Origin of the sequence: Porphyromonas asaccharolytica DSM 20707, assembly GCF_000212375.1 — a bacterium.
Taxonomy (GTDB): domain Bacteria; phylum Bacteroidota; class Bacteroidia; order Bacteroidales; family Porphyromonadaceae; genus Porphyromonas; species Porphyromonas asaccharolytica.
On record NC_015501.1, the window covers coordinates 301385 to 322877 of the forward strand.

Genomic DNA, 21493 nt, shown 5'->3' on the forward strand with positions numbered 1-21493 from the left:
GGTATATTATAGTGTCTCCCGCACCGTCAGGTGAAGCTCATCGAGCTGCTCTGGGTCTAGTCGTGCGGGCGCATCGATCATCACATCACGGCCCGAATTGTTCTTCGGGAAGGCGATACAGTCACGTATCGAGTCCAGTTCAGCCATGAGCGATACCCAGCGATCCAGTCCGAAGGCGATACCACCGTGAGGAGGTGCGCCATACTTAAAGGCATTCATCAAGAAGCCAAACTGCTCTTCGGCACGCTCCTTCGTAAAGCCTAGTGTCGCAAAGACTCTGGCCTGTAGCTCCGCATCGTGAATACGGATAGAGCCACCGCCTACCTCGACACCATTGATCACCATGTCGTAAGCATCGGCGCGAACGCTACCGGGGTCGCTCTCGAGACGATCTTGGTCCTCAGGCTTCGGTGCCGTAAAGGGGTGGTGCATCGCATAGTAGCGCTGCGTCTCCTCGTCCCACTCGAGTAGCGGGAAGTCGACCACCCAGAGACACTCGTATTGTCCTGGCTTCATCAGCCCCAGCTCAGAGGCGATGTGTAGACGTAGCGTGCCCAGCTGCTTCTGTGCCGGACGCTTGTCCCCTGAGATCAAGAAGGCTATATCGCCAGGCTGCATAGATAACTTATCGGCAAGTGCTTTCAGTTGGTCGGCCGTGAGGAACTTGTCGAAGCTACTCTTCATCGTCCCATCAGGCTGATAGCGTAGCCAAAGCAACCCCTTGGCACCCACCTGTGGACGCTTGACAAAGTCGGTCAGCTGATCGATCTGCTTACGCGTGTAGTCCGCCTTGCCCGTGACCACGATAGCACCGATATAGGCTGCACTATCGACCACGCCAAAGCCATGACCCTGTATCGTCTCCGTCACCTCCTCGATCTCCATGCCGAAGCGCAGATCGGGCTTGTCGCTACCATAGCGATCCATAGCCTCGTACCAAGTCATACGACGTAGTGGCGTGGGGAGGTCAATGCCACGGATCTCCTTAAAGAGATGCTTCGCTAGCCCCTCGAAGGTGCTCAAGATGTCGTCCTGCTCCACGAAGCTCATCTCGCAGTCTATCTGCGTAAACTCCGGCTGACGGTCGGCACGTAGGTCCTCATCTCTAAAGCACTTCACGATCTGGAAGTAACGATCCATGCCCGCTACCATCAGCAGCTGCTTGAAGGTCTGGGGCGATTGCGGCAGTGCGTAAAACTGTCCCGGGTTCATACGACTAGGCACGACGAAGTCTCGTGCCCCCTCGGGCGTCGAGCCGATCAGCATCGGTGTCTCGATCTCTAGAAAGTGGAGCCCGTCGAGATAGCGTCTCGTCTCCATCGTCATCCGGTGACGCAGCTCTATATTGCTCAGCACGGGTCTACGACGTAGATCCAGGTAGCGGTACTTCATACGTAGATCATCGCCACCGTCGCTCACATCCTCGATCGTAAAGGGAGGCGTGTCGGCACGATTCAGTACCTCCATACGATCTGCTAGGATCTCGATCTGTCCTGTGGGGATCTTCTCATTGACACTGCTGCGCAGGCGTACGGTACCCGTCACCGCCAGTACCCACTCACGTCCCACCTCACTGAGGAGCCCCTGATGTGACTCATCAAAGAAGATCTGCGTAATGCCATATCTATCACGTAAGTCGAGGAAGGTCATAGCTCCCATGCGACGAATCTTAGCGACCCAACCCGCGAGCGTCACCTGCTGTCCCTCGTCAGAGGCACGCAGAGCTCCACACGTATGCGTTCTGTACATAATCTGATGCTACCTATTTCTATATCTATTTTTTTAGCTTGTACCACAGAGACCGATACGCTATGTGCCAGCCTCTACTAGCACAAAAGTACACAAAAACAAGCACATCGAGGGTGGAAGCTAGAAGTTAGAGATTAGGAATTAGAAGTTAGAGATTAGAGGTTAGAGATTAGACTCTAGGAGCACTAGTGTCCCTAGTAGCACTAGTATCCCTAGCCAACAGCCAATCTCCAATCGCTAGAGCAGCAGCAAGCTGAGTGCCATAAATGCCATACCCCCGATGAGCCCATAGAGAGCCGTATGGTGGTGACCAAACCGCTCCGCAGCCGGGAGCAGCTCGTCAAAGGAGATGTAAACCATAATGCCCGCAATTATCGCAAAGCAGCATCCCAAAACCGTCGGGGTGAGGAAAGGACGTAAGAGCAAGAATCCCAGCAATCCGCCGATAGGTTCGGCTAGACCCGAGGCGAGCGAGAGAAAGAATGCTTTGCGCTTATTGCCCGTGGCGTGGTAGATAGGGATAGCCACCGAGATACCCTCCGGGATGTTGTGCAGCGCAATAGCGATAGCGATCGGTAGTGCCAGAGACAGATCCGTCAGCGCGGACATAAAGGTAACCATACCCTCGGGGAAGTTGTGGATAGCGAGAACTATCGCCGTGACCATACCTGTACGTAGCAAGCTCTGCTGGTGCACGGTCGTCGTTTGGACGGATTCGTTCTGAAGGTTTCGCACCGCACTCTGGTCGGGTAGCTCGTGAGGGTTTTCCGCCTCCGGGATCAGACGGTCAATGATGCCAATCAGTGCCACCCCCGCGAAGAAAGCGAGCGTAGCATAGAGCGTCGCCAGTCGCTCTCCATAGAACGGCGTCATCGTCGTCTCCGCAGAGCGAAAGAGCTCCACAAAAGAGACATAAACCATCACGCCCGCTGAGAAGCCCAGCGAGACCGATAGGAAGATACGATTGGTGCGCTTGGTAAAGAAGATCAGAGCACTCCCGATGCCGGTAGAGAGACCCGCCCAGAGGGTAATCAGGAAGGCATAGAAGACCTGTGTATTACTCGTATCTAGCAACATAAGCGTCTAGAGCGGCTAAAGCTAGAACCAGTGGATGCGCTTGAAGAGCCAGAAAGCGATCGCCGAGAAGATCAAGCAGACCACCATAATGCCTATAAAGGCCAACGGGTGCTCAGCCCATGGCAGATCGACGTTCATACCATACAGTGAGGCGACCAACGTAGGGAGCATCAGGATCATTGAGATACTGGTCATGCGGCGCATGATCGTATTGATATTGTTGTTGATGATCCCCCCGAAGGCATCCATCGTTCCGTTCATTACATCGCTGTACACATTGACCATGTTGTACGCCTGGTTGAGCTCGATCGTTACGTCCTCCGCTAGGTCGGTGTCGTACTGCTCATAGTGGCTCACCTTAAAGCGTCCGATGACCGACTCATTGCCTCGGATGGAGGTGTTGAAGTAGACGAAGCACTTCTGCAGACGCATCATCTGTAGGAGGTCTTCGTTGCGAATACTTTTCTCCAGCGCCTCCTCGGTCTCTAGGATGAGGAAGCTGATCTGCTTCAAGTATTTGAGGAACCATACGGCCGAGCTCATGATGAGCCGGAGGATAAAGTCTATATCCGTGTCAACCGAGATCCCCTTGCGCTGATTGTGCTGGATGAAGTCTGGCATGAGGTCCGTGCGGTGGTAGCAGATAGTGACGATGAGCTGCTTCTCTAGATGCGATATGATACCGACGGGGACCGTGTTGTAAGGGGTCGTGCCCTCAGGTGTCTCGATCGGAATACGTATGATGGTGAGTCGCCAGCCATCCTCCTCCTCCGTACGAGGGCGCTCATCGCTATCCGCTGTATCTCCGATGAAGCCGTCGGGGATGCCCAGTTCGTCGCAGAGGTAGTCTATATCCTCCGAGGTGGGCTGCACCACCTTGACCCACGTGTGTGGCTCTAGGGTGTCGACTTGAGTAAACTGCTGCTTGGGTAGGTAAAACTTCCGCATAATATCTATGGCTCTTAAGGGGTAATTGGTAGGGGGTGAAACTTAAGAGACCTCCTGCTCCTATGCGGTACCTAGTCAAGTAGATCTAGGCGTTGGGTGACCCTAGGCAGACGCTAGGGCGTAGGCTCCGCAGTAGAGGAGGTCTACACGAGAGGCTCCGAGACTTACTCGGCGGTAAGGAGTCGTCCATAACGATTCTAGGGATTAATTACGTTTGCGTGATCTGTGAATTAAGGAGCATGACCGGCAGACCTATACAATAACTATATATAAGCGACCGCCCCATGCCTCTACCCCGCAAAGGTACGAAATTTAGAGATTAGAGGTTAGAGGTTAGAAATTAGAGGTTAGAGCGGGACGAGTAACCCTGTGTAGGGACGCTCGGTCTGTGCGTCCGTTGTATCAAAGCGAGACGGCGCCATGTAGCTGTGCGTCCGTTGTCGAACCAGCTTGACGCAGTAACCTTTAACGGGGACGGACGCCATCCGACATCTATACTCTGCGAAAAGGGGACCTCGTGAGAGGTCCGACGCATCGTAGCCGTCGGTCGGAGGGGCTACGCCCCGAACGACCGATGGTGGCAATATGGTAACGGTTTATCGACCCCTTGTGGGTCGGACCAGACAAGGGCTACAGCTCCAGTCCGACCTCCCACAAGGGGAGGTCGCTTGTTTCAGGTGGCTTTCCTACCCCGCAGTCGTTCGGGGCGTTGCCCCTCCGACTGGGGGCTACGAAGCGTCCGACCGCAAGCGGTCGTCTGTTCTTCGTAAAGGCACACGGAACGTGTAACCCTGTGTAGGGACGCACGAAAGTGTCTAGTGGGAGGGCGTCCATTGTCGGACGGAAACAGCATCGTAGCCTTGACGGGGACGGACGCCCTCCGACTTGACACTCCCGTGCGTCCCTACTGGGTTCGTCCCGCTTCACCCATCGTCCCGTGCGTTCCTACAAGATGACGTTTCCCTCTAATCTCTAACTTCTAACCTCTAATCTTCCTTCCCCCTCCTCCTCCAACAACTTCCCCGCGAAAAGGGACCTCGTGAGAGGTCCGACGCATCGTAGCCGTCGGTCGGAGGGGCTACAGCCCCGAACGACCGATGGGGGCAAGACGGTAGCAGTTTATCGACCCCTTGTGGGTCGGACCAGACAAAGGCTACAGCTCCAGTCCGACCTTCCACAAGGGGAGGTCGCTTGTTTCAGGTGGCTTCCCTACCCCGCAGTCGTTCGGGGCGTTGCCCCTCCGACTGGGGGCTACGAAGCGTCCGACCGCAAGCGGTCGTCTGTTCTTCGTAAAGGCACACGGAACGTGTAACCCTGTGTAGGGACGCACGGGTGTGTCCAGCGGGAGACCTTCGTTGTATCAAAGGTTACAGCATCGTGGTTTTAACGGGGACGGACGCACGAACCGTGCGTCCCTACATTTCGCTATACGTCTCGCTTGGACACAACGGACGCACGAGCCGTGCGTCCCTACAGGGCGCAGTGGGGAGGGAATCCTCCGATCTCTAACTTCTAACCTCTAATCTCTAATAACATATCTTTACGAGGAAATTCGTCCGATTCCCTCCTTTCTCGAATATCCACGTGGAAAATCTCAAATCTCCACGTGGATATTTTTTATTTTCCACGTGGGCGTCATTCATTTCCTCCGAAGTTTCATTTGATTCTTCCGAAGTTTCATTTCATTCCTCCGAAGAATTTTTTATTCTCCACGTGGAGATTTCGAAATATCCACGTGGAAATCACTTTTCCCCGACACAGCTCTGTATCGATACGTGTCCGACTCTAAATTATTGTAACGATCCAACCTCCAGTAGGAGGGCGCCCCTCCCCATTAAAAGCAAGACGTCGCCGTGTAGGGACGCACGAGAGTGTCAAGTGGGAGGGCGTCCATTGTCGAACGGAAACAGCATCGTAGCCTTGACGGGGACGGACGCCCTCCGACTTGACACTCCCGTGCGTCCCTACTGGGTTCGTCCCGCTTCACCCATCGTCCCGTGCGTTCCTACAAGATGACGTTTCCCTCTAATCTCTAACTTCTAACCTCTAATCTTCCTTCCCCCTCCTCCTCCAACAACTTCCCCGCAAAAAGGGACCTCGTGAGAGGTCCGACGCATCGTAGCCGTCGGTCGGAGGGGCTACAGCCCCGAACGACCGATGGGGGCAAGACGGTAGCAGTTTATCGACCCCTTGTGGGTCGGACTAAACAAGGGCTACAGCTTCAGTCCGACCGCCGTTCGCCTGCTCTCCGTAAAGACGTGTATCCCAGTGTAGGGCTATATGCGTAGTTCTAACGAGAGAGAAAACAGTTGCTATTCAGCTCTGAGCAATCTGTCTTTAGCTAGAGCCGTCCAGTAAAAGTTTTTCAGCGAAAGAAGAGCCTCCTATTTGTCTATTAGATATATCCGCTTGTCATCAATTTGTGTGTCAAGACTCCAATGATCTCAATAATTATAACAATGAGATTGAGCAACAACGAAGTAAACAACTTCTCCCTGGCAGTCTTGACGTTCAATAGTATTCTTTTGATGATTGCAAGGAGCAACATTGCTAAAGACGTCACAAATGAAGTTACAACAAACAAAACAGCCCCCTTAATGAAAATGATGCCAAAAGGATCGCTATGATATATTTCCATAACATCCTCTTTACTACCCAACGAAAAGTATGATAGAAAGATTATGATTGGAAGTTCAATCAAAGCAAATGCTATGGTCATTATCCAACTATTATTTCTTAGTGCCGTCTTCATTACACACCAGAATACCAATAGTGCCCTAAACGTTTTGCAGGGTAAAGAGAAAAGGGTAGGCTTGTAATTGGGAAGAAAAACACAGCTAGTGAGAGCTGTCACAAACCACCCTGTTCAATGGCAAATATAACACTATTCGCACAAGTAGTCCGACTCATACCTTGAGAAATTATCCAACGATTAGTCAAGAAGCATAGCACAGATCGATGTCGAGTATTACCTTGGCAAGGTCTATCAATAAAGCATCGGCAGGTTAACCACAAACATCTTGCCCCCACCAATCGTCTAGTCCGACCCACAAGGGGTCGATCTTCTACCACGTTCGCCTGTCCATCGGTCGTTCGGGGCTGTAGCCCCTCCGACCGACGGCTACGATGCGTCGGACCTCTACGAGGTCCTTTCTTAACAGAGTGATCGAAGTGGTTAGAGGTCAGAAGTTAGAGATTAGAGGGGATGGGGGGCTAGTGGCTCTAGCCAACAGCCAACAGCTAACAGCCAACAGCTAATCTCTAATTTTCGTACCTTTGAAGTCGTAAGTTTTACCCGTGAGCCGAAGGTCTCACCTTTAAAGTAAAGAACCTCTATCGCATTATGAGCAACGAAATGACTGATCAGACTTTATCAACCCAAGAGCAGCCTATGAGCATCGCTGAGCGTGCTGCCGACAATATCCGCGCCCTCGCTATCTCGATGGTCGAGCGTGCTAAGAGTGGCCACCCAGGTGGTGCTATGGGCGGAGCGGACTTTATCCAGGTCCTCTTCTCCGAGCAACTGCGCTATGACCCACGCCACCCGGAGCACCCCGCACGGGATCGCTTCTTTATGGATCCTGGCCATATGTCGCCAATGCTCTACGCACAGCTCGCGCTGGCGGGATTCTTTACGATGGACGAGCTGGCAGCCTTCCGCTCGTGGGGCAGTCCTACGCCAGGACACCCAGAGCTCTCGCGTAGCCGTATGATCGAGAACACTAGTGGTCCGCTGGGACAGGGACACACCTACGCTGTGGGTGCCGCCATTGCGGCGAAGTTCCTCCAGCACCGTCTTGGTGACACGCTGATGCCACAGCGCATCTACGCTTTTATCTCTGATGGCGGTATCCAAGAGGAGATCAGTCAGGGTGCGGGGCGCATCGCGGGCGACCTCGGACTGGACAACCTGATCATGTACTACGACTGCAACGACATACAACTCTCGACGCGTGTCGAGGACATCACGGCTGAGGACGTTGCGGCCAAGTATGATGCGTGGGGCTGGAACGTCTTTGAGGTGCCAGGCAATGACCCAGCAGCGCTGAGTCAGGTGCTACAAGACGCTATCGAGACTTCCGAAGAGACGGGTGCCCCGACGCTCATCATTGGCTACACCAATATGGCTTACAAGGCGGTCGACGAGGAGGGTAATCCGCTGGCTAATCTGATCGCAACGCACGGCCAACCGCTCTCTAAGGCGGGTGCTTCGTATGCTAAGACGATGGAGGCGCTGGGTGCTGACCCAGACAATCCTTTCACCATATACGAGGATGTAGCAGCCTTCTACGCTGATCGTCGTGAGGAGCTGATCGCCTACTGGGATGGTCAGTACAAGATCCAGGAGAAATACAAGAAGGAGCACCCTGATCAGGCGAAGCTCTATGACCGCTGGTTTGCTGCAGAGCCTACCTACGATGTGGCTTGGCTGGAGATAGCTCAGAAGGCTAATCAGGCAACGCGTGCCGCCTCGGCAACGGTGCTCGGTGAGCTGGCTAAGCGGGTGGACAACCTGATCGTTGCCTCTGCCGACCTCTCGAACTCGGACAAGACGGACGGCTATCTCAAGGGTACGAAGGCTCTGGAGGCGGGCGACTTCTCAGGTAAGTTCCTCCAGGCGGGTGTCTCGGAGCTTACGATGGCAGCAATCTGCGTGGGTATCACCCTGCATGGCGGTATGCGTGCAGCGTGCGGTACCTTCTTTGTCTTCTCAGACTATATGAAGCCTGTCATTCGTATGGCTGGGCTGATGGAGCAGCCCGTTATCTTCATCTGGTCGCACGACTCCTTTAGAGTTGGTGAGGACGGACCGACGCACGAGCCTGTCGAGCAGGAGGCGCAGATACGTCTCCTCGAGCATCTGCACAATCACTCGGGTCGTCGTGCCCTACAGGCACTACGTCCAGCCGATGTGCATGAGGCTACGGTCGCCTGGCAGATGGCTATGGAAAACCTCCACACGCCGACAGCCCTCATCCTCTCTCGCCAAAACATCCAAGACTTACCTAATCCCACTTATGAGCGTGCTTGCCAGCTGAAGCGTGGCGCTTACGTGGTCTCTGATACGACGCCTGCGGGTGAGACGCCCGACCTGACGCTCATCGCCTCGGGTAGTGAGGTGAGCACGCTGGTGCAGGCTGCTGAGCTACTTAAGGGCAAGGGGCACAAGCTACGCATCGTCTCGGTACCGAGCGAAGGGCTCTTCTTCGATCAGCCTGAGGCGTATCGTGAGAGCGTGATCCCCGCAGGGGGTGCACGCTTCGGTCTGACCGCTGGACTGCCTGTGACGCTCCTCCGCCTGGTCGGTGATATGGAGCATATCCATGGGTTGGAGAGCTTCGGCTTCTCCGCTCCTTACACGGTGCTGGACGAGAAGCTTGGCTTCACCGCTGAGGCGGTGGCACAGCGTATCGAGGAGCTTTGCCGCTAGTGGACAAGAGCTATGGGACTATTCTCACGCTTCAAGAAGTCAAATAAAAAGTCTCCTGTCTCAACCGAAGAGGTCGAGCAGGAGACCACTGACACCACACAAGAGGTAGGGCAGGTAGCGGAACAGGCGACCGAATCCAAGGCAGATACGCTCAAGGCGAACACGCTGAAGTTTGACGCGCTCCGAGCACTCAAGATAGGCGAGGTGGACTTTGCGATACGCGCTCTGCGCACTTCGCTGGAGGAGATTGACGACCCTGAGTGTCGCCTTTACCTAGCACAAGCATTGCAGCGCAAGCCCGACTTAGCTGGCTCGATGGCTGAGCTGACCACCATACTGGAGGCGTACCCAGACTATCCTGTGGCACTCTACGAGGCGACCAAAGTCTCGAACGGGCTAGACCAGCACAGCGAGACGATTGCCTACGCCGAGCGCGCCTTGGCGACCGAGCTGGAGACGGCACAGCAAGCTGAGCTACACCGTATGAAAGCGCAGGCGCAGCTGGCTCTAAGCGAGTCTGAGCAAGCACTCGCAACCATCGACCAAGCATTACAGCTGACGGACGAAGTGCCTCTTTACTGGCTCATCAAGGTGAAGGTGCTGATAGCACTGGAGCGTTGGGAGGAGGCTTTGGCGGTTGCTTTGGAGACGGCGGAGAAGTTTCCCGAGGAGGAGCGTGCTTACCTCTACGAGGGTTTGATCACTTACCACGAGGGCGACAAGGAGCGCGCTGAGCGGGCTTTCCGACAGGTGGTGGAGACGGATCCTTTCAACGTGGAGGGCTACATGCATCTGACGCATCTCGTGGAGGAGCTGCGGGGCAAGGAGGCGGCTGCCGATGAGATGGAGCAGGCTCTGGATATGATTCCCCAGCCGACCCGTGCGCTCCTAGAGTATGCCGCCTCACTGTATAAGGCGTGCGACCGCACGGAGCAGTATGAGGGCGTGCAGCAACTGCTGGCGGATCTTCCTGAGGGCGCTGAGACGCAGACGGGTGAAGTCAACTTCGCCAATCTGTACGCTGGTGGCTTTTACTAGAAAAGACGAACTCTATGTCAGCCAAGCAGCGCAAGTGGTACGTCGTATGGGAGGGTTATCGGCCAGGCGTCTATGATGATTGGCAAGACTGCAAGATGCAGATCGAGGGCTTTCAAGGGGCTAAGTATAAGTCTTACCTCACGGCAGAGCAGGCGCAAGAAGCCTTCGAACTAGGCTACGATGAGGGGCGCAAGCTGGGACAGCAGCATCGTGTCGCCAAGCCACAGAGCAATAAGCTACAAGTGCAGAACAGTGTAGCACAAGCACCTGATCAACTCATCGGTGACAAGGTAGCGCCAAAAGGTTTCCTCAACCACTCGATAGCGGTCGACGGAGCCTGCTCGTCCAACCCAGGCGTGACGGAGTATCGCGGTGTCTACACTTTTAGCCATGCGGAGCTCTTTCGGGCGGTGATCCCATGGGGTACCAACAACATTGGCGAGTACCTGGCCATCGTTCATGCGTTGGCTCTTATGGAGCAGGGCAAGCTCCCGCCTCTGCCTATCTACTCCGACAGCAAGGTGGCACTCGGCTGGGTGGCTCAGGCACGTTGCCGTACGCGGCTCGACTCGACTGATCCACGTAGTGCTAAGACCTACGAACTGATAAGGCGTGCCACACATTGGCTGAAGACGCACACCTTTCGGGTACCACTATTGAAGTGGGACACGGTCGCTTGGGGCGAGATCCCCGCAGACTTCGGTCGTAAGTAGCCGAGTCGTCACTGAGCCCTATGCGCACGCCACTCCTCGTCTGCAACATCGGCCACGAGGCCGCTCTAGAGGCTGGCGACCCACTACACTACACCCCGCCACGGCTCATTCGACAGATGCGCTCCGCCCTTTGGAGCCTCCCGCTCTGGGCATCCCCAGCGTGGTTAGATGGCGCCTCGTGGTGGGTACACCCTTTTAGCGAAAGTCTCTCGCCCTATCTGACAGAGCATGAACTGAGCCATATAGCGAAAGGGGACGTCGGGGACTCGGAACTCATACTATGGGGGTACGAGCGAAGCTTGGCGCGTAGCCTTGCGAAGCGATATGGGCTAAGCGGAGGAGAGACGTGCAGTGAACTTCCCCAGGAACTGAAGCCTTGCTGGACGAGAGCTGCGAGTGCTCTCTTCTTCGAGAAGTACAGCAGCGTGCCGTGGCGCAGTCGTGTAGCGATGATTACGCAGATAGAGGAGCTAGCGAAGCTCTTGACCCAAGGGGCCTGTCTGGTGAAGCTCCCGTATAGCAGTTCGGGGAGAGGGCTCTGGCGCATCAATCGGCTGGACAGCCAGCTTGAGGAGACACTTTGCAAGCTCTTGCGACGGCACCGCACCCTCCTTGTGGAGCCTCTACTAGACAAGCTGCAGGACTATGGCGCCGAGTACTATATAGACGAAGCAGGCGAGGTGCAGTTCGTCGGACTATGCGCCTTCGAGACGGACGACCAGGGACGCTATCTAGATAGTCTCTGCCAAGCCCCCGAGAAGACGCTCCAGCAAATCACCGAGAGCCTCTCCGATCCCAATGAGCTCACCCAAGCTCTAGCGCAGCACCGAGCTTACCTCTCCCGTGAGGTGGCACCTTACTACCAAGGTGCCGTCGGCATCGACCTACTCACCTACCGCCCCTATGGAGTCAGCAGCCGTATCGCCCTACACCCGTGGGTCGAGATCAATCTGCGCTACACGATGGGGCACTACGCCCTCGACCTCTACCGCGAGCGCATCCCTCAAGGCAGCCCCGACCAATACCGCTTTGGCATCCTCTCGGCACAGCGAGCCAAAGCACTCCTCTCCACAGCAGATGCCCCTACCCTAGACGACGCTGGTCGCCTTCGCTCGGGACTCCTCCCGCTCACCGGGTCCGACCTCACGGGCATCTCCCACTTTGCCTATCTACGAGATGGCGAAGGCAAGCGAAAGTAAAACATATATAGATTCCCCTCTAACTATTAGAGTCCCCTCTAATTTATAGAGTCTATCTAACAACGAAGCCCTGCACACCACGAAGGTGTACAGGGCTTTCTCAATTAGGCTTCATAGCCGCCGGAAAGCGACTACTTATCCTCAGTATTGATTAGTCTTCGTTTAGATTGACACGCTTGAAGCCTGTAGCCGTCAGCGTCTTAGATGCGGTGTGCAGGTAACCCTGGACATCCATCTTGCTGTCACGGACGAAAGGCTGGTGGAGCAGCGTGCTCTCCTTGTAGAACTTCTGTATCGAGCCCTCGACGATGCGCTCACAGATAGCCTCAGGCTTGCCACTCTCACGAGCACGATCCATAGCTACCTTGCGCTCCTCCTCTAGGACATGAGCTGGTACGTCCTTCTCGCAGACTGCGACTGGATTCATAGATGCTACCTGCATAGCTACCTCACGAGCCATCTCATCACTGATAGCCTCGTTGAAAGCTACGATAGCAGCCAGCTTGTTACCGAAGTGGATATAGGAAGTGGTGTAGGGCGCCTTGAGGTACTCATAGCTACCCAGCTCCATCTTCTCACCCGTACTACCGACGCGGTCTGTGATATGCTCAGCGACTGCACGTCCATCAGCTAGAGGTAGCTTGAGCAGATCCTCCTTAGTGGCGGGTTGCTCCTTCATAGCGACGTCTAGAATCTGCTGTGTGAGTGCGATGTGACCCTCGTTCTTAGCAACGAAGTCTGTCTCGCACTGGAGTGATACGATGGCAGCAAAGCCCTCGCTGTGTGCTGCTAGGACGCAGCCCTCAGCAGCCTCACGGTCAGAACGCTTAGCAGCCACAGCCTTGCCCTTAGCACGTATGATCTCGATAGCCTTCTCAAAGTCTCCGGCAGTCTCGTTGAGTGCATTCTTGCAGTCAGAGAGACCAGCACCGGTCATCTTACGAAGTTTCTTGATATCTTCAATTGTTACGCTCATGGTGTATAGTGTTATTGTTGGTTAGCTGCTTCCTCATTAGCTGGAGCAGTCTCTTCAGCCTCTACAGTCTCGGGGGTTGCCTCCTCAGCGTCCTCCTCACGCTCTGCCTCTGCATTGGCGGGACGGATGCGCTCACGACGAGCACCTGTGCGCTGACGACGTCCTGAGGGTGCTAGCTCAGCAGCCTCCTCAGCCTCCTTCTCAGCCTTGATAGCCTTGTACTCTACCTGACCCTCGTTGATAGCCTGACACATAGCCGAGATGATCAGCTCGATAGCTTGTGTAGAGTCATCATTAGCTGGGATAACGTAGTCGATATCCTTGGGGTTAGCATTCGTATCGACGATAGCAAATACGGGGATGCCTAGACGCTGAGCCTCGCGTACAGCGATGTGCTCACGCATAACGTCTACAACGAAGAGTGCGTTAGGCAGACGGTTCATGTCTCGGATAGAGCCGAGGTTCTTGTCTAGCTTAGCCTGCTGGCGATCGAGCTGTAGACGCTCACGCTTGGAGAGGTTGTTGTAGGTACCGTCCTCACGCATCTTGTCGATCTGAGCCATCTTCTTGACAGCCTTGCGGATCGTGGGGAAGTTGGTGAGCATACCACCCGGCCAACGCTCTGTAACGTAGGGCATCCCTACGCTCTTAGCGAGCTCTGCGACAGCATCCTTAGCCTGACGCTTAGTGCCGACGAAGAGGATCTTCTTGCCCGAGCTGGCCATATTCTTGATAATCTCAGCACACTCGTCGATCTTAGCGACAGTCTTGTGCAGATCGATAATGTGGATGCCGTTGCGCTCCATAAAGATGTAGGGAGCCATAGCGGGGTTCCACTTACGTGGCATGTGGCCAAAGTGTGCTCCAGCCTCTAGTAGCTGGTCAAATGATACTTGTGACATAGTAGTCTTTGTTTTTTCGTTTACGTTCTTGTGAAATAAGCAATTGCAGGGTAGGGCTACTATATAGACTGAAGCTAGAATCGACTAAGGTCTAATCTCTAAATTCTAAAGTCTAATCTCTAGTAAGCCATCGATGCAATTTAGATACTAAACGCGAGAGATCGTGCGGGGTGTGCAGTACCACAGCAAGAGCGCCATAACGATTTGCTCATGCTGCGATAGCATACCCCCAGCACCATCAACGCTTGCTGAATTGGAATTTCTTACGAGCCTTAGGACGTCCTGGCTTCTTACGCTCTACGACACGTGGATCACGCGTTACGAAGCCTGCGGCACGTAGCGTAGCCTTGTCCTCAGGATTGATCTTGATCAGTGCACGAGCGATGCCGAGACGAGCAGCTTCGCTCTGTCCCTTGAAGCCTCCGCCGGCGAGATTGATCATCACATCATACTTGTCAGCCACCTCCAGCTTAAGGAGAGGTTGCTTCACAATGTATTGAAGTATTGATGAGGGGAAGTAGTTAGCAATATCCTTCTTATTGATCGTTATCTTGCCCGAACCCTCTGTGAGATATACGCGGGCTACCGCAGCCTTACGTCTACCTATAGCATTGATTTGTTCCATCGTTTACCGCGTATTTATTTAAGTGTATTGATATCGATCTTACGGGGCTGTACACCCTCCATAGTGTGGTCGGGACCATCGAAGACCCGGACGTGCGTCAGCAGCTCAGCACCGAGCTTGTTCTTAGGGAGCATACCCTTGAGTACCTTCTCAAAGAGCTTGCGAGAGCTCTTTTTTTGGAAATCTCTTGGTGAGAATGTCCTCTGTCCTCCAGGATAGCCTGAGAAGGTCAGATAGCTAGGGGTGTCCCACTTATTGCCTGTAAGTTCGATCTTGTCGGCATTGATGATGATAACGTTGTCACCACAGTCTGCATGAGGTGTAAAGCAGGGCTTGTACTTACCACGCAGTATCTTAGCAACAACAGAGCAGAGGCGTCCGAGACGCTGCCCCTCGGCATCTACCACGAGCCACTCCTTCTGAGCAGACTCCTTGGTGGCGGATTGTGTTTTATAGCTTAATGTGTTCACGCTAATAGTTTGATTGGGATTAATACAAAAGGAGATCTCCCTGGGCGCAGGCTCCTCGAGCTCCCCGATCATGACATCTCTACTACATGAGAGCTTGTCACTCTAGGGCTATTGTGAGGGATCCGTTCACCTGTCGGTAGGCTATCGATGGAGCGTGGACGCACTCCTTATACACCGACACAGATACCAACCACAACACTCTTATGAGGTCAAAAGCTTGCACTGGTTATCTCGTTTCGATAATAATCAGCACCGCAAAGGTACAACTATTTTGCAAACTGGCAATAACGCCACCCAGAGTAAAAACTTCTAGGGGCTCTGGGGGTCTCTGGCTGGCGTAGCAAGAACTATCAAACGAAAGCAACTCTCCAGAGACTCCAGCTAGGGAGCGACTCCAGAGAGTTGCTTTATTATTGTAGTTAGCTTAGTGAGCGGAGCGCTCTGCAACGAGAGCGCAGCTCACCTGTGGCTTACTTCTTATCCTCTACTGCGGCACGAGCTGCTGCTAGACGTGCGATAGGCACACGGAAGGGTGAGCAGCTGACGTAGTTCAGACCTACACGGTGGCAGAAGGCTACTGAAGAGGGATCACCACCATGCTCGCCACAGATGCCAAGTTTGATCGTTGGCTTCACTGAGCGGCCCTTTTCGGCACCCATTTGTACCAACTGACCTACGCCCCTCTGATCCAACTGCTGGAAAGGATCTACCTTGAGGATCTTCTTGTCTAGATAGATCGGTAGGAAGGTATTGACATCGTCACGAGAGTATCCGAAGGTCATCTGCGTGAGGTCGTTCGTACCAAAGGAGAAGAAGTCAGCCTCCTTAGCGATCTCGTCAGCTGTTAGTGCTGCACGTGGCACCTCAATCATCGTACCTACGTGGTAGTCGATGCGATCACCCTGCTCCTTAAAGAGAGTCTCAGCGGTCTCACGGATTACACTTGCTTGCTGCTTAAACTCCTCGACGACACCAACGAGTGGCACCATAATCTCAGGATGCGTCTCGACGCCCTCCTTCTTGAGCTCGAGGCAAGCACCTAGGATAGCACGAGTCTGCATCTCGGTGATCTCTGGATAGGTATTACCTAGACGGCAGCCACGGTGTCCGAGCATGGGGTTCAGCTCGTGGAGCTGCTCCACACGATCGTGTACGACCTTAGGCTCGACGCCCATAGCCTTCGCCAGCTCTATCTGACCAGACTCCGTCTGAGGAACGAACTCATGAAGCGGTGGATCTAGTAGACGCACGGTGACGGGCAGCCCTTCCATGGCACGGAAGATGCCCTTGAAGTCCTCAGTCTGGATCGGCAGGAGCTTCGCCAAAGCCTTGCGACGGCCCTCGGTGTCTGTAGCGAGGATCATCTCACGCATTGCCTTGATCTTATTGTCCTCAAAGAACATGTGCTCCGTACGGCAGAGACCGATACCTACAGCACCAAAGGTACGTGCCGTAGCAGCATCGTGAGGTGTATCAGCATTGGTACGTACAGAGAGCTTAGAGTGCTTGTTGGCTAGCTCCATCAACTGGCGGAAGTCAGCATCCATCTCTGCAGCCTTGGTCTCTACTTGACCCTCGTAGATCTCACCCGTAGAGCCATTGATTGAGATGAAGTCTCCCTCGTGGAGTACCTTATCGTCGATGGTTACAGTGCGAGCCTTGTAATCAACGATAATACCGCCAGCACCTGTGATACAGCACTTACCCATACCGCGAGCCACGACAGCTGCGTGTGAGGTCATACCGCCACGTGCCGTAAGGATACCCTGTGCTACACTCATACCAGCCAGATCCTCAGGCGAGGTCTCGATACGGACCATAATCACGTTCTTGCCCTGCTCATGCCAGTTAGCAGCATCATCGGCAAAGAAAACGATCTGTCCCGTAGCGGCGCCTGGAGAGGCGGGTAGACCCTTGCTCAGGACCTTGGCAGACTTTAAGGCTTTCTTGTCAAAGACAGGGTGCAGCAGTTCATCGAGCTTAGCAGGCTCCACACGCAGTAGAGCCTCCTCCTCAGAGATTAGGTTGTCACGAAGCTGATCCATTGCGATCTTGACCATCGCTTGACCTGTACGCTTACCATTACGTGTCTGAAGGAGCCATAGCTTGCCCTCCTGAACGGTAAACTCTAGATCCTGCATATCGTGGTAGTGCTGCTCCAGCTTATGCTGTATAGCATTCAGCTCAGCATAAATCTCGGGGAAGGTCTCCTCCATAGAGGGGTACTGAGCCTTACGGGTAGCTTCGTCGATGCCAGCACGCTCAGCCCAGCGACGAGAGCCTTCTATTGTAATTTCTTGAGGCGTACGGATACCAGCGACGACATCCTCACCCTGCGCATTGACTAGGTACTCACCATTAAAGAGGTTTTCGCCTGTAGCCGCATCACGCGTGAAAGCCACACCCGTAGCGGAGGTATCACCCATATTGCCGAAAACCATCGCCTGGACGTTTACGGCTGTACCCCAATCATCGGGTATGCCCTCCATCTTGCGGTAGAGGATCGCACGATCATTCATCCACGAGCCAAAGACCGCCATGATAGCGCCCCATAGCTGCTCGTATGGATCGGTGGGGAAGTCGTGGCCCGTAGCCTTCATGACGGCCTTCTTGAACCGCTTGACCAGATCCTTGAGATGGTCTGTAGTAAGCTCGTTATCAAGCTTGACGCCGGCCTCCTTCTTGACCTCCTCGATGATTGCCTCAAAGGGATCAATGTCGTCCTTGTTGACAGGCTTCATGCCCAGTACGACATCACCATACATCTGCACGAAGCGACGGTAAGAGTCCCAAGCGAAGCGCTCGTTGCCACTCTTACGAGCCAAGCCATCGACGACCGTATCGTTGAGGCCGAGGTTGAGGATCGTATCCATCATACCTGGCATGGAGGCTCTACTGCCAGAGCGGACAGAGACGAGAAGAGGATTCTCTACATCGCCAAACTTAAAGCCCATGATATTCTCGATATGCTTGACGGCAGCCATCAAGTCATCTTTGAGGTCAGCGACAACCGCCTCACGGCCACGCTCATAATATTCTGTACATACCTCAGTCGAGATAGTAAATCCAGGAGGCACTGGCACACCTATACGGTTCATCTCCGCAAGGTTAGCACCCTTACCACCAAGTAGATCTCTCATCTGAGCATTTCCCTCGGCACTTCCATTGCCAAAGGTGTAGATTCTCTTCTTGTTCTTCATTTGGGGGAAATTATATTTGGTATTCTGTTCGTAATTAAGTAAGTGATTGAGCTGAGCGACCGCCATCACCGTGATAGTCACCCTCGATATCGTCGTCTCACACGACCTGCCAGACTGACCGCCTCTAGTAGCGTATGCCTGCAGGCGCAGAGTAGACTCGCTAGACTCCTGAACCTCTCATAAGTCTATGAGACAACAATACGGTGCAAAGATAGTAAAAATCTTCTTGTCCACGACATATTCCCGACTGCGCAGTGCTACATTGTGGTGCCAGACAAAGACTCCTTCCTCCCCTCCCCACACAAGAAAAAAGGTTGCTAAAACAAGCGTCTTAGCAACCTCAAAAAAACGTTATAAACAAAACTGATCAAATAAAATGCCGCTAGAACATGGAGTAAAGAAAGAACTAGCGAACCTTGGGGTGACCAGTGGGATTCGAACCCACGACCCTCAGAACCACAATCTGATGCTCTAACCAGCTGAGCTATGATCACCATCGTAGCAATCGGACTAGAAGTAGCTATATCGCCACTCCCGAGAGATACCTCCCTCCACGTTTGCTGGTGCAAAGGTACACATTCTTTTTGGATCTCACAATACCCTACCCCTTAGGTTCCGATTTCGTAAATTTCATAAGTAGCCCTATGTAGGCAGCACGGAAGCTCCACCTACATAGAGCTACTTATAGGATTATGCATCCGCTCTCACTTCACTTGACGACACTCTCGTTGGAGTCTCTGTTTTGGAGCGTACGGTCGATGAGCTGGAGCTGCTTGCCGAAGTTCAGTCGCCAAGAGACCCCGACGGTCACCATATTGCGGTTGTCTAGGATGTAAACGTGACTCGTGCTAGGTATGACGGGCGAGAGAGACTCGCTACGGTACTCGGAGCCACGTGGCGTAAAGGGGAAGATGCAGCTCGCATAGAAGCTCCAGTCGCGATACTTGTAGAGGAGCATCAGACGGGAGGAGTTTTCGCCCAGCGACTTCGTATGCCCCGACAGCGTCCACTGCGGATGAACGTAGGAGTAGCCGAGCGTACACCCCTTGTAGCTCATCATCACGCTAGCATCCCAGTAGAGGCTGTTGAGCTTGTAGGCAGCGACACCCGTATGCGTGCGAAACATATCGTAGCGCACGGTGCCTTGCAGCGTTAGAAAGGTCCACAAGTTGTTTAGCCCTCCCTGCCAAGAGATACTGTACTGGCGATTGTAGCGCCCATTCGTAGCACGCATGAGGAAGTATCCATTTGTCGCATCATAAGTGGCATCCCAGAGGATAGGCGACCACGTATTATCTATAGAGAAGTCTAGATTGCTCGTGAAGAGTTGCGTTTGGTAATATATACCGAAGCGGTTGTAGAGCGACTGAGCCGCCTTGAGATCCGGATTGCCACTCGTCACCATCAGGTCGTCCACACGCTGTCGCACCCGTGAGAGCATACTCAGCGAGGGGAGCGTCGGCAGATAGGTAGACTTGAGGACGAGCGTCAGATGGTTGACTGGGCTGTAGAAGAGCGAGAGCGTACTCTGATTCCGCACGAAGCTCTTCCGGTCAGTCGCATCCTGCACGACAAAGAGCTTGGCACCCGTACCGATACTGTACTGCACCTTACCGAGTTGTCCCTGCGCATTGGCAAAGAGGTAGCTGTTGTTTTCCAGTAGATTGTCCGTCACCTCGACATACTTATTGAGCGAGTAGGCGGTCGTATGCTGCAAGCCTGTGGCGAGCGTGAAGTAACTGCTGAAAGGATGGTTGTAGACCACCTCCCCGATGAGGGCCGTGCGGCTCACGTCGACAGAGTTCTGCACCTCACGTAGCTGCGTGGGCATCTGATCTTGTAGCAAGAAGTTGCGATGCCCACCGCTGTAAGAGCCTACGAGATTGACCTCCAGCTTGCCTCCATTGCTCAGCATATTGGCATAGTACAGGTCAAGTGCTGGTGTGTAGCTACGCTCCTTGACGCTAGACTCCCTATGAAAAGGATCGCTACCACTCTGCGCAATCTCTGAGCGAGAAGTGTTGTGGTAATTAACAAACTCATTGCGTAGCGTAGCGCTAAACTGCTGTCGCTCGCTGGGCTTATATAAATAGGAGAGGTTAAGATTCTGAACCATATAGCCAAAGGGGCTAGCCTCAGGCATCTCCGTGCGGGTCAGCTCCTCGTGCGGAGCTATGTACTTCGTCTCTAGGTAGGCAAAGCGCTTGCGATAGTTTCGGAAGCCATTGTTGTAGTCGAGCGTAAAGGAGTGATGCCCCCGATCGTAGCGAGCCCCCAAAGCTCCATTGACAAAGCCTGTCGTCAGCGCCGACTCCACCTGCGCCCAGACGGAGCCTCCATGCAGCCGCTCCTTGAGGATCACATTGACGATGCCCCCGATGCCCCGATCGGTGTAGCGCGCTGAGACCATGTCAGAGTACTCAATGCGCAGGATACGCTCAGGGTCGATGCTCTGCACATCCTCTATCGTGCGGGGCACGCCATCGATCTGCCACTGCACCGCCCCGCCACGGATAGTCGCCTGCTTGTTCATCAGGTCAATGGTCAGACCACGTAGATGCATGGTCTGAAGCAAGCTGAGGAAGTCCTGACTACGCGCCAGCTCTGCTTGCTTGGGGAAGAGTAGCATCTTGTCTACACGGCTTCGCGCTCCCTGCACGACCACCTGGTCTAGTAACTGACTATCCTCAGACATGTAGAGCGTGCCGAGAGCGATCACTCCTTGTGCATCGCCCGCTATCTGGATGGTGATCGATGTGTAGCCTACGCTGCTGATCCGCAGCTCTCTAGCCACCTGCAGGTCTGCCTGTAGGACAAACTGCCCCTCGCTCTCTGTCGAGACCCCTGTAGTGAGCTGCCCCTTGTCGTCAAATAGCCCGACGCTAGCCCCGACGAGTGCGGTCGAGTCGCTACTGGCGAGTACTTGCCCCTGGATTGTGATGGCCTGTGCACGCAGTGCACCTGAGGTGATGAGGAGGAGTGCTATCACTCCCCACAAACGGAGGTAGTTCTTGCTACTCATAGCTTGCAATCTATTTGTTTATTAACCTAACTCTATTGTAAAGACGACTTAACGCGCTGTTTGTTGCAAAGCAGCTACATGGTAAGGCTGTTAAAGTGTAAGGCTTGTGGTCATTTCTGCCAAGAGACACCGCTCTCCACGGA

General features: G+C 54.0%; 13 protein-coding genes and 1 tRNA gene. 4 read left to right on the forward strand and 10 right to left on the reverse strand.

The features are described from left to right. Window positions 1–6: 6 nt before the first annotated feature. From aspS to PORAS_RS01235, 3 genes are all read right to left on the reverse strand, one after another. Window positions 7–1749 (reverse strand): aspartate--tRNA ligase, encoded by a 1743-nt coding sequence (gene aspS, locus PORAS_RS01225; RefSeq protein WP_013759879.1) that lies wholly within the window; start codon window positions 1747–1749, stop codon window positions 7–9. Window positions 1750–1986: 237 nt separating this feature from the next. Next, window positions 1987–2826 carry a zinc transporter ZupT gene (zupT, locus tag PORAS_RS01230; RefSeq protein WP_004330451.1) on the reverse strand — a complete coding sequence of 280 codons (840 nt, stop codon included), beginning with the start codon at window positions 2824–2826 and terminating at the stop codon, window positions 1987–1989. Between the two features lie 21 nt (window positions 2827–2847). Continuing rightward, entirely contained in the window at window positions 2848–3774 is a 927-nt protein-coding gene (locus PORAS_RS01235) for a magnesium transporter CorA family protein (RefSeq protein WP_013759880.1), read from the reverse strand. A 3343-nt stretch (window positions 3775–7117) separates the two neighbouring features. On the opposite strand from PORAS_RS01235, the gene PORAS_RS01245 reads away from it, so the two are divergent. From PORAS_RS01245 to PORAS_RS01260, 4 genes are read left to right on the forward strand one after another with little or no spacing between them, the layout of a single operon-like run. Further along, window positions 7118–9205, forward strand: a complete 2088-nt coding sequence (locus PORAS_RS01245; protein WP_013759883.1) for a transketolase family protein — start codon at window positions 7118–7120, stop codon at window positions 9203–9205. Window positions 9206–9217: 12 nt separating this feature from the next. Then, window positions 9218–10243, forward strand: coding sequence for a tetratricopeptide repeat protein (locus PORAS_RS01250; protein ID WP_004330471.1), 1026 nt, complete (start codon window positions 9218–9220; stop codon window positions 10241–10243). A gap of 14 nt (window positions 10244–10257) precedes the next feature. After that, window positions 10258–10956 carry a ribonuclease H1 domain-containing protein gene (locus PORAS_RS01255; protein WP_013759884.1) on the forward strand — a complete coding sequence of 233 codons (699 nt, stop codon included), beginning with the start codon at window positions 10258–10260 and terminating at the stop codon, window positions 10954–10956. Window positions 10957–10976: 20 nt separating this feature from the next. After that, entirely contained in the window at window positions 10977–12155 is a 1179-nt protein-coding gene (locus tag PORAS_RS01260) for a hypothetical protein (RefSeq protein ID WP_013759885.1), read from the forward strand. 151 nt (window positions 12156–12306) lie between these two features. Here PORAS_RS01260 and tsf read toward each other — a convergent pair whose 3' ends face one another. The 7 genes from tsf to PORAS_RS01295 all read right to left on the reverse strand — a co-directional run bounded on the left by tsf (window position 12307) and on the right by PORAS_RS01295 (window position 21350). Then, the gene (gene tsf / locus PORAS_RS01265) at window positions 12307–13131 is read right to left on the reverse strand and encodes a translation elongation factor Ts (protein WP_004330453.1); all 825 of its coding nucleotides are present in this window, start codon (window positions 13129–13131) and stop codon (window positions 12307–12309) included. A gap of 11 nt (window positions 13132–13142) precedes the next feature. Next, entirely contained in the window at window positions 13143–14033 is an 891-nt protein-coding gene (rpsB, locus tag PORAS_RS01270) for a 30S ribosomal protein S2 (RefSeq protein WP_004330515.1), read from the reverse strand. A 238-nt stretch (window positions 14034–14271) separates the two neighbouring features. Beyond that, window positions 14272–14658 carry a 30S ribosomal protein S9 gene (rpsI, locus tag PORAS_RS01275; RefSeq protein ID WP_004330535.1) on the reverse strand — a complete coding sequence of 129 codons (387 nt, stop codon included), beginning with the start codon at window positions 14656–14658 and terminating at the stop codon, window positions 14272–14274. A gap of 14 nt (window positions 14659–14672) precedes the next feature. Then, window positions 14673–15128: a 50S ribosomal protein L13 gene (gene rplM, locus PORAS_RS01280; protein ID WP_044211490.1), complete on the reverse strand. Its 456-nt coding sequence runs from the start codon at window positions 15126–15128 to the stop codon at window positions 14673–14675. A 470-nt stretch (window positions 15129–15598) separates the two neighbouring features. Then, window positions 15599–18328, reverse strand: coding sequence for a pyruvate, phosphate dikinase (gene ppdK / locus PORAS_RS01285; RefSeq protein ID WP_044211148.1), 2730 nt, complete (start codon window positions 18326–18328; stop codon window positions 15599–15601). A 417-nt stretch (window positions 18329–18745) separates the two neighbouring features. Beyond that, window positions 18746–18822 (reverse strand) — tRNA-His (locus PORAS_RS01290). Window positions 18823–19037: 215 nt separating this feature from the next. Further along, entirely contained in the window at window positions 19038–21350 is a 2313-nt protein-coding gene (locus PORAS_RS01295) for a carboxypeptidase-like regulatory domain-containing protein (RefSeq protein WP_013759887.1), read from the reverse strand. Window positions 21351–21493 lie beyond the last annotated feature (143 nt).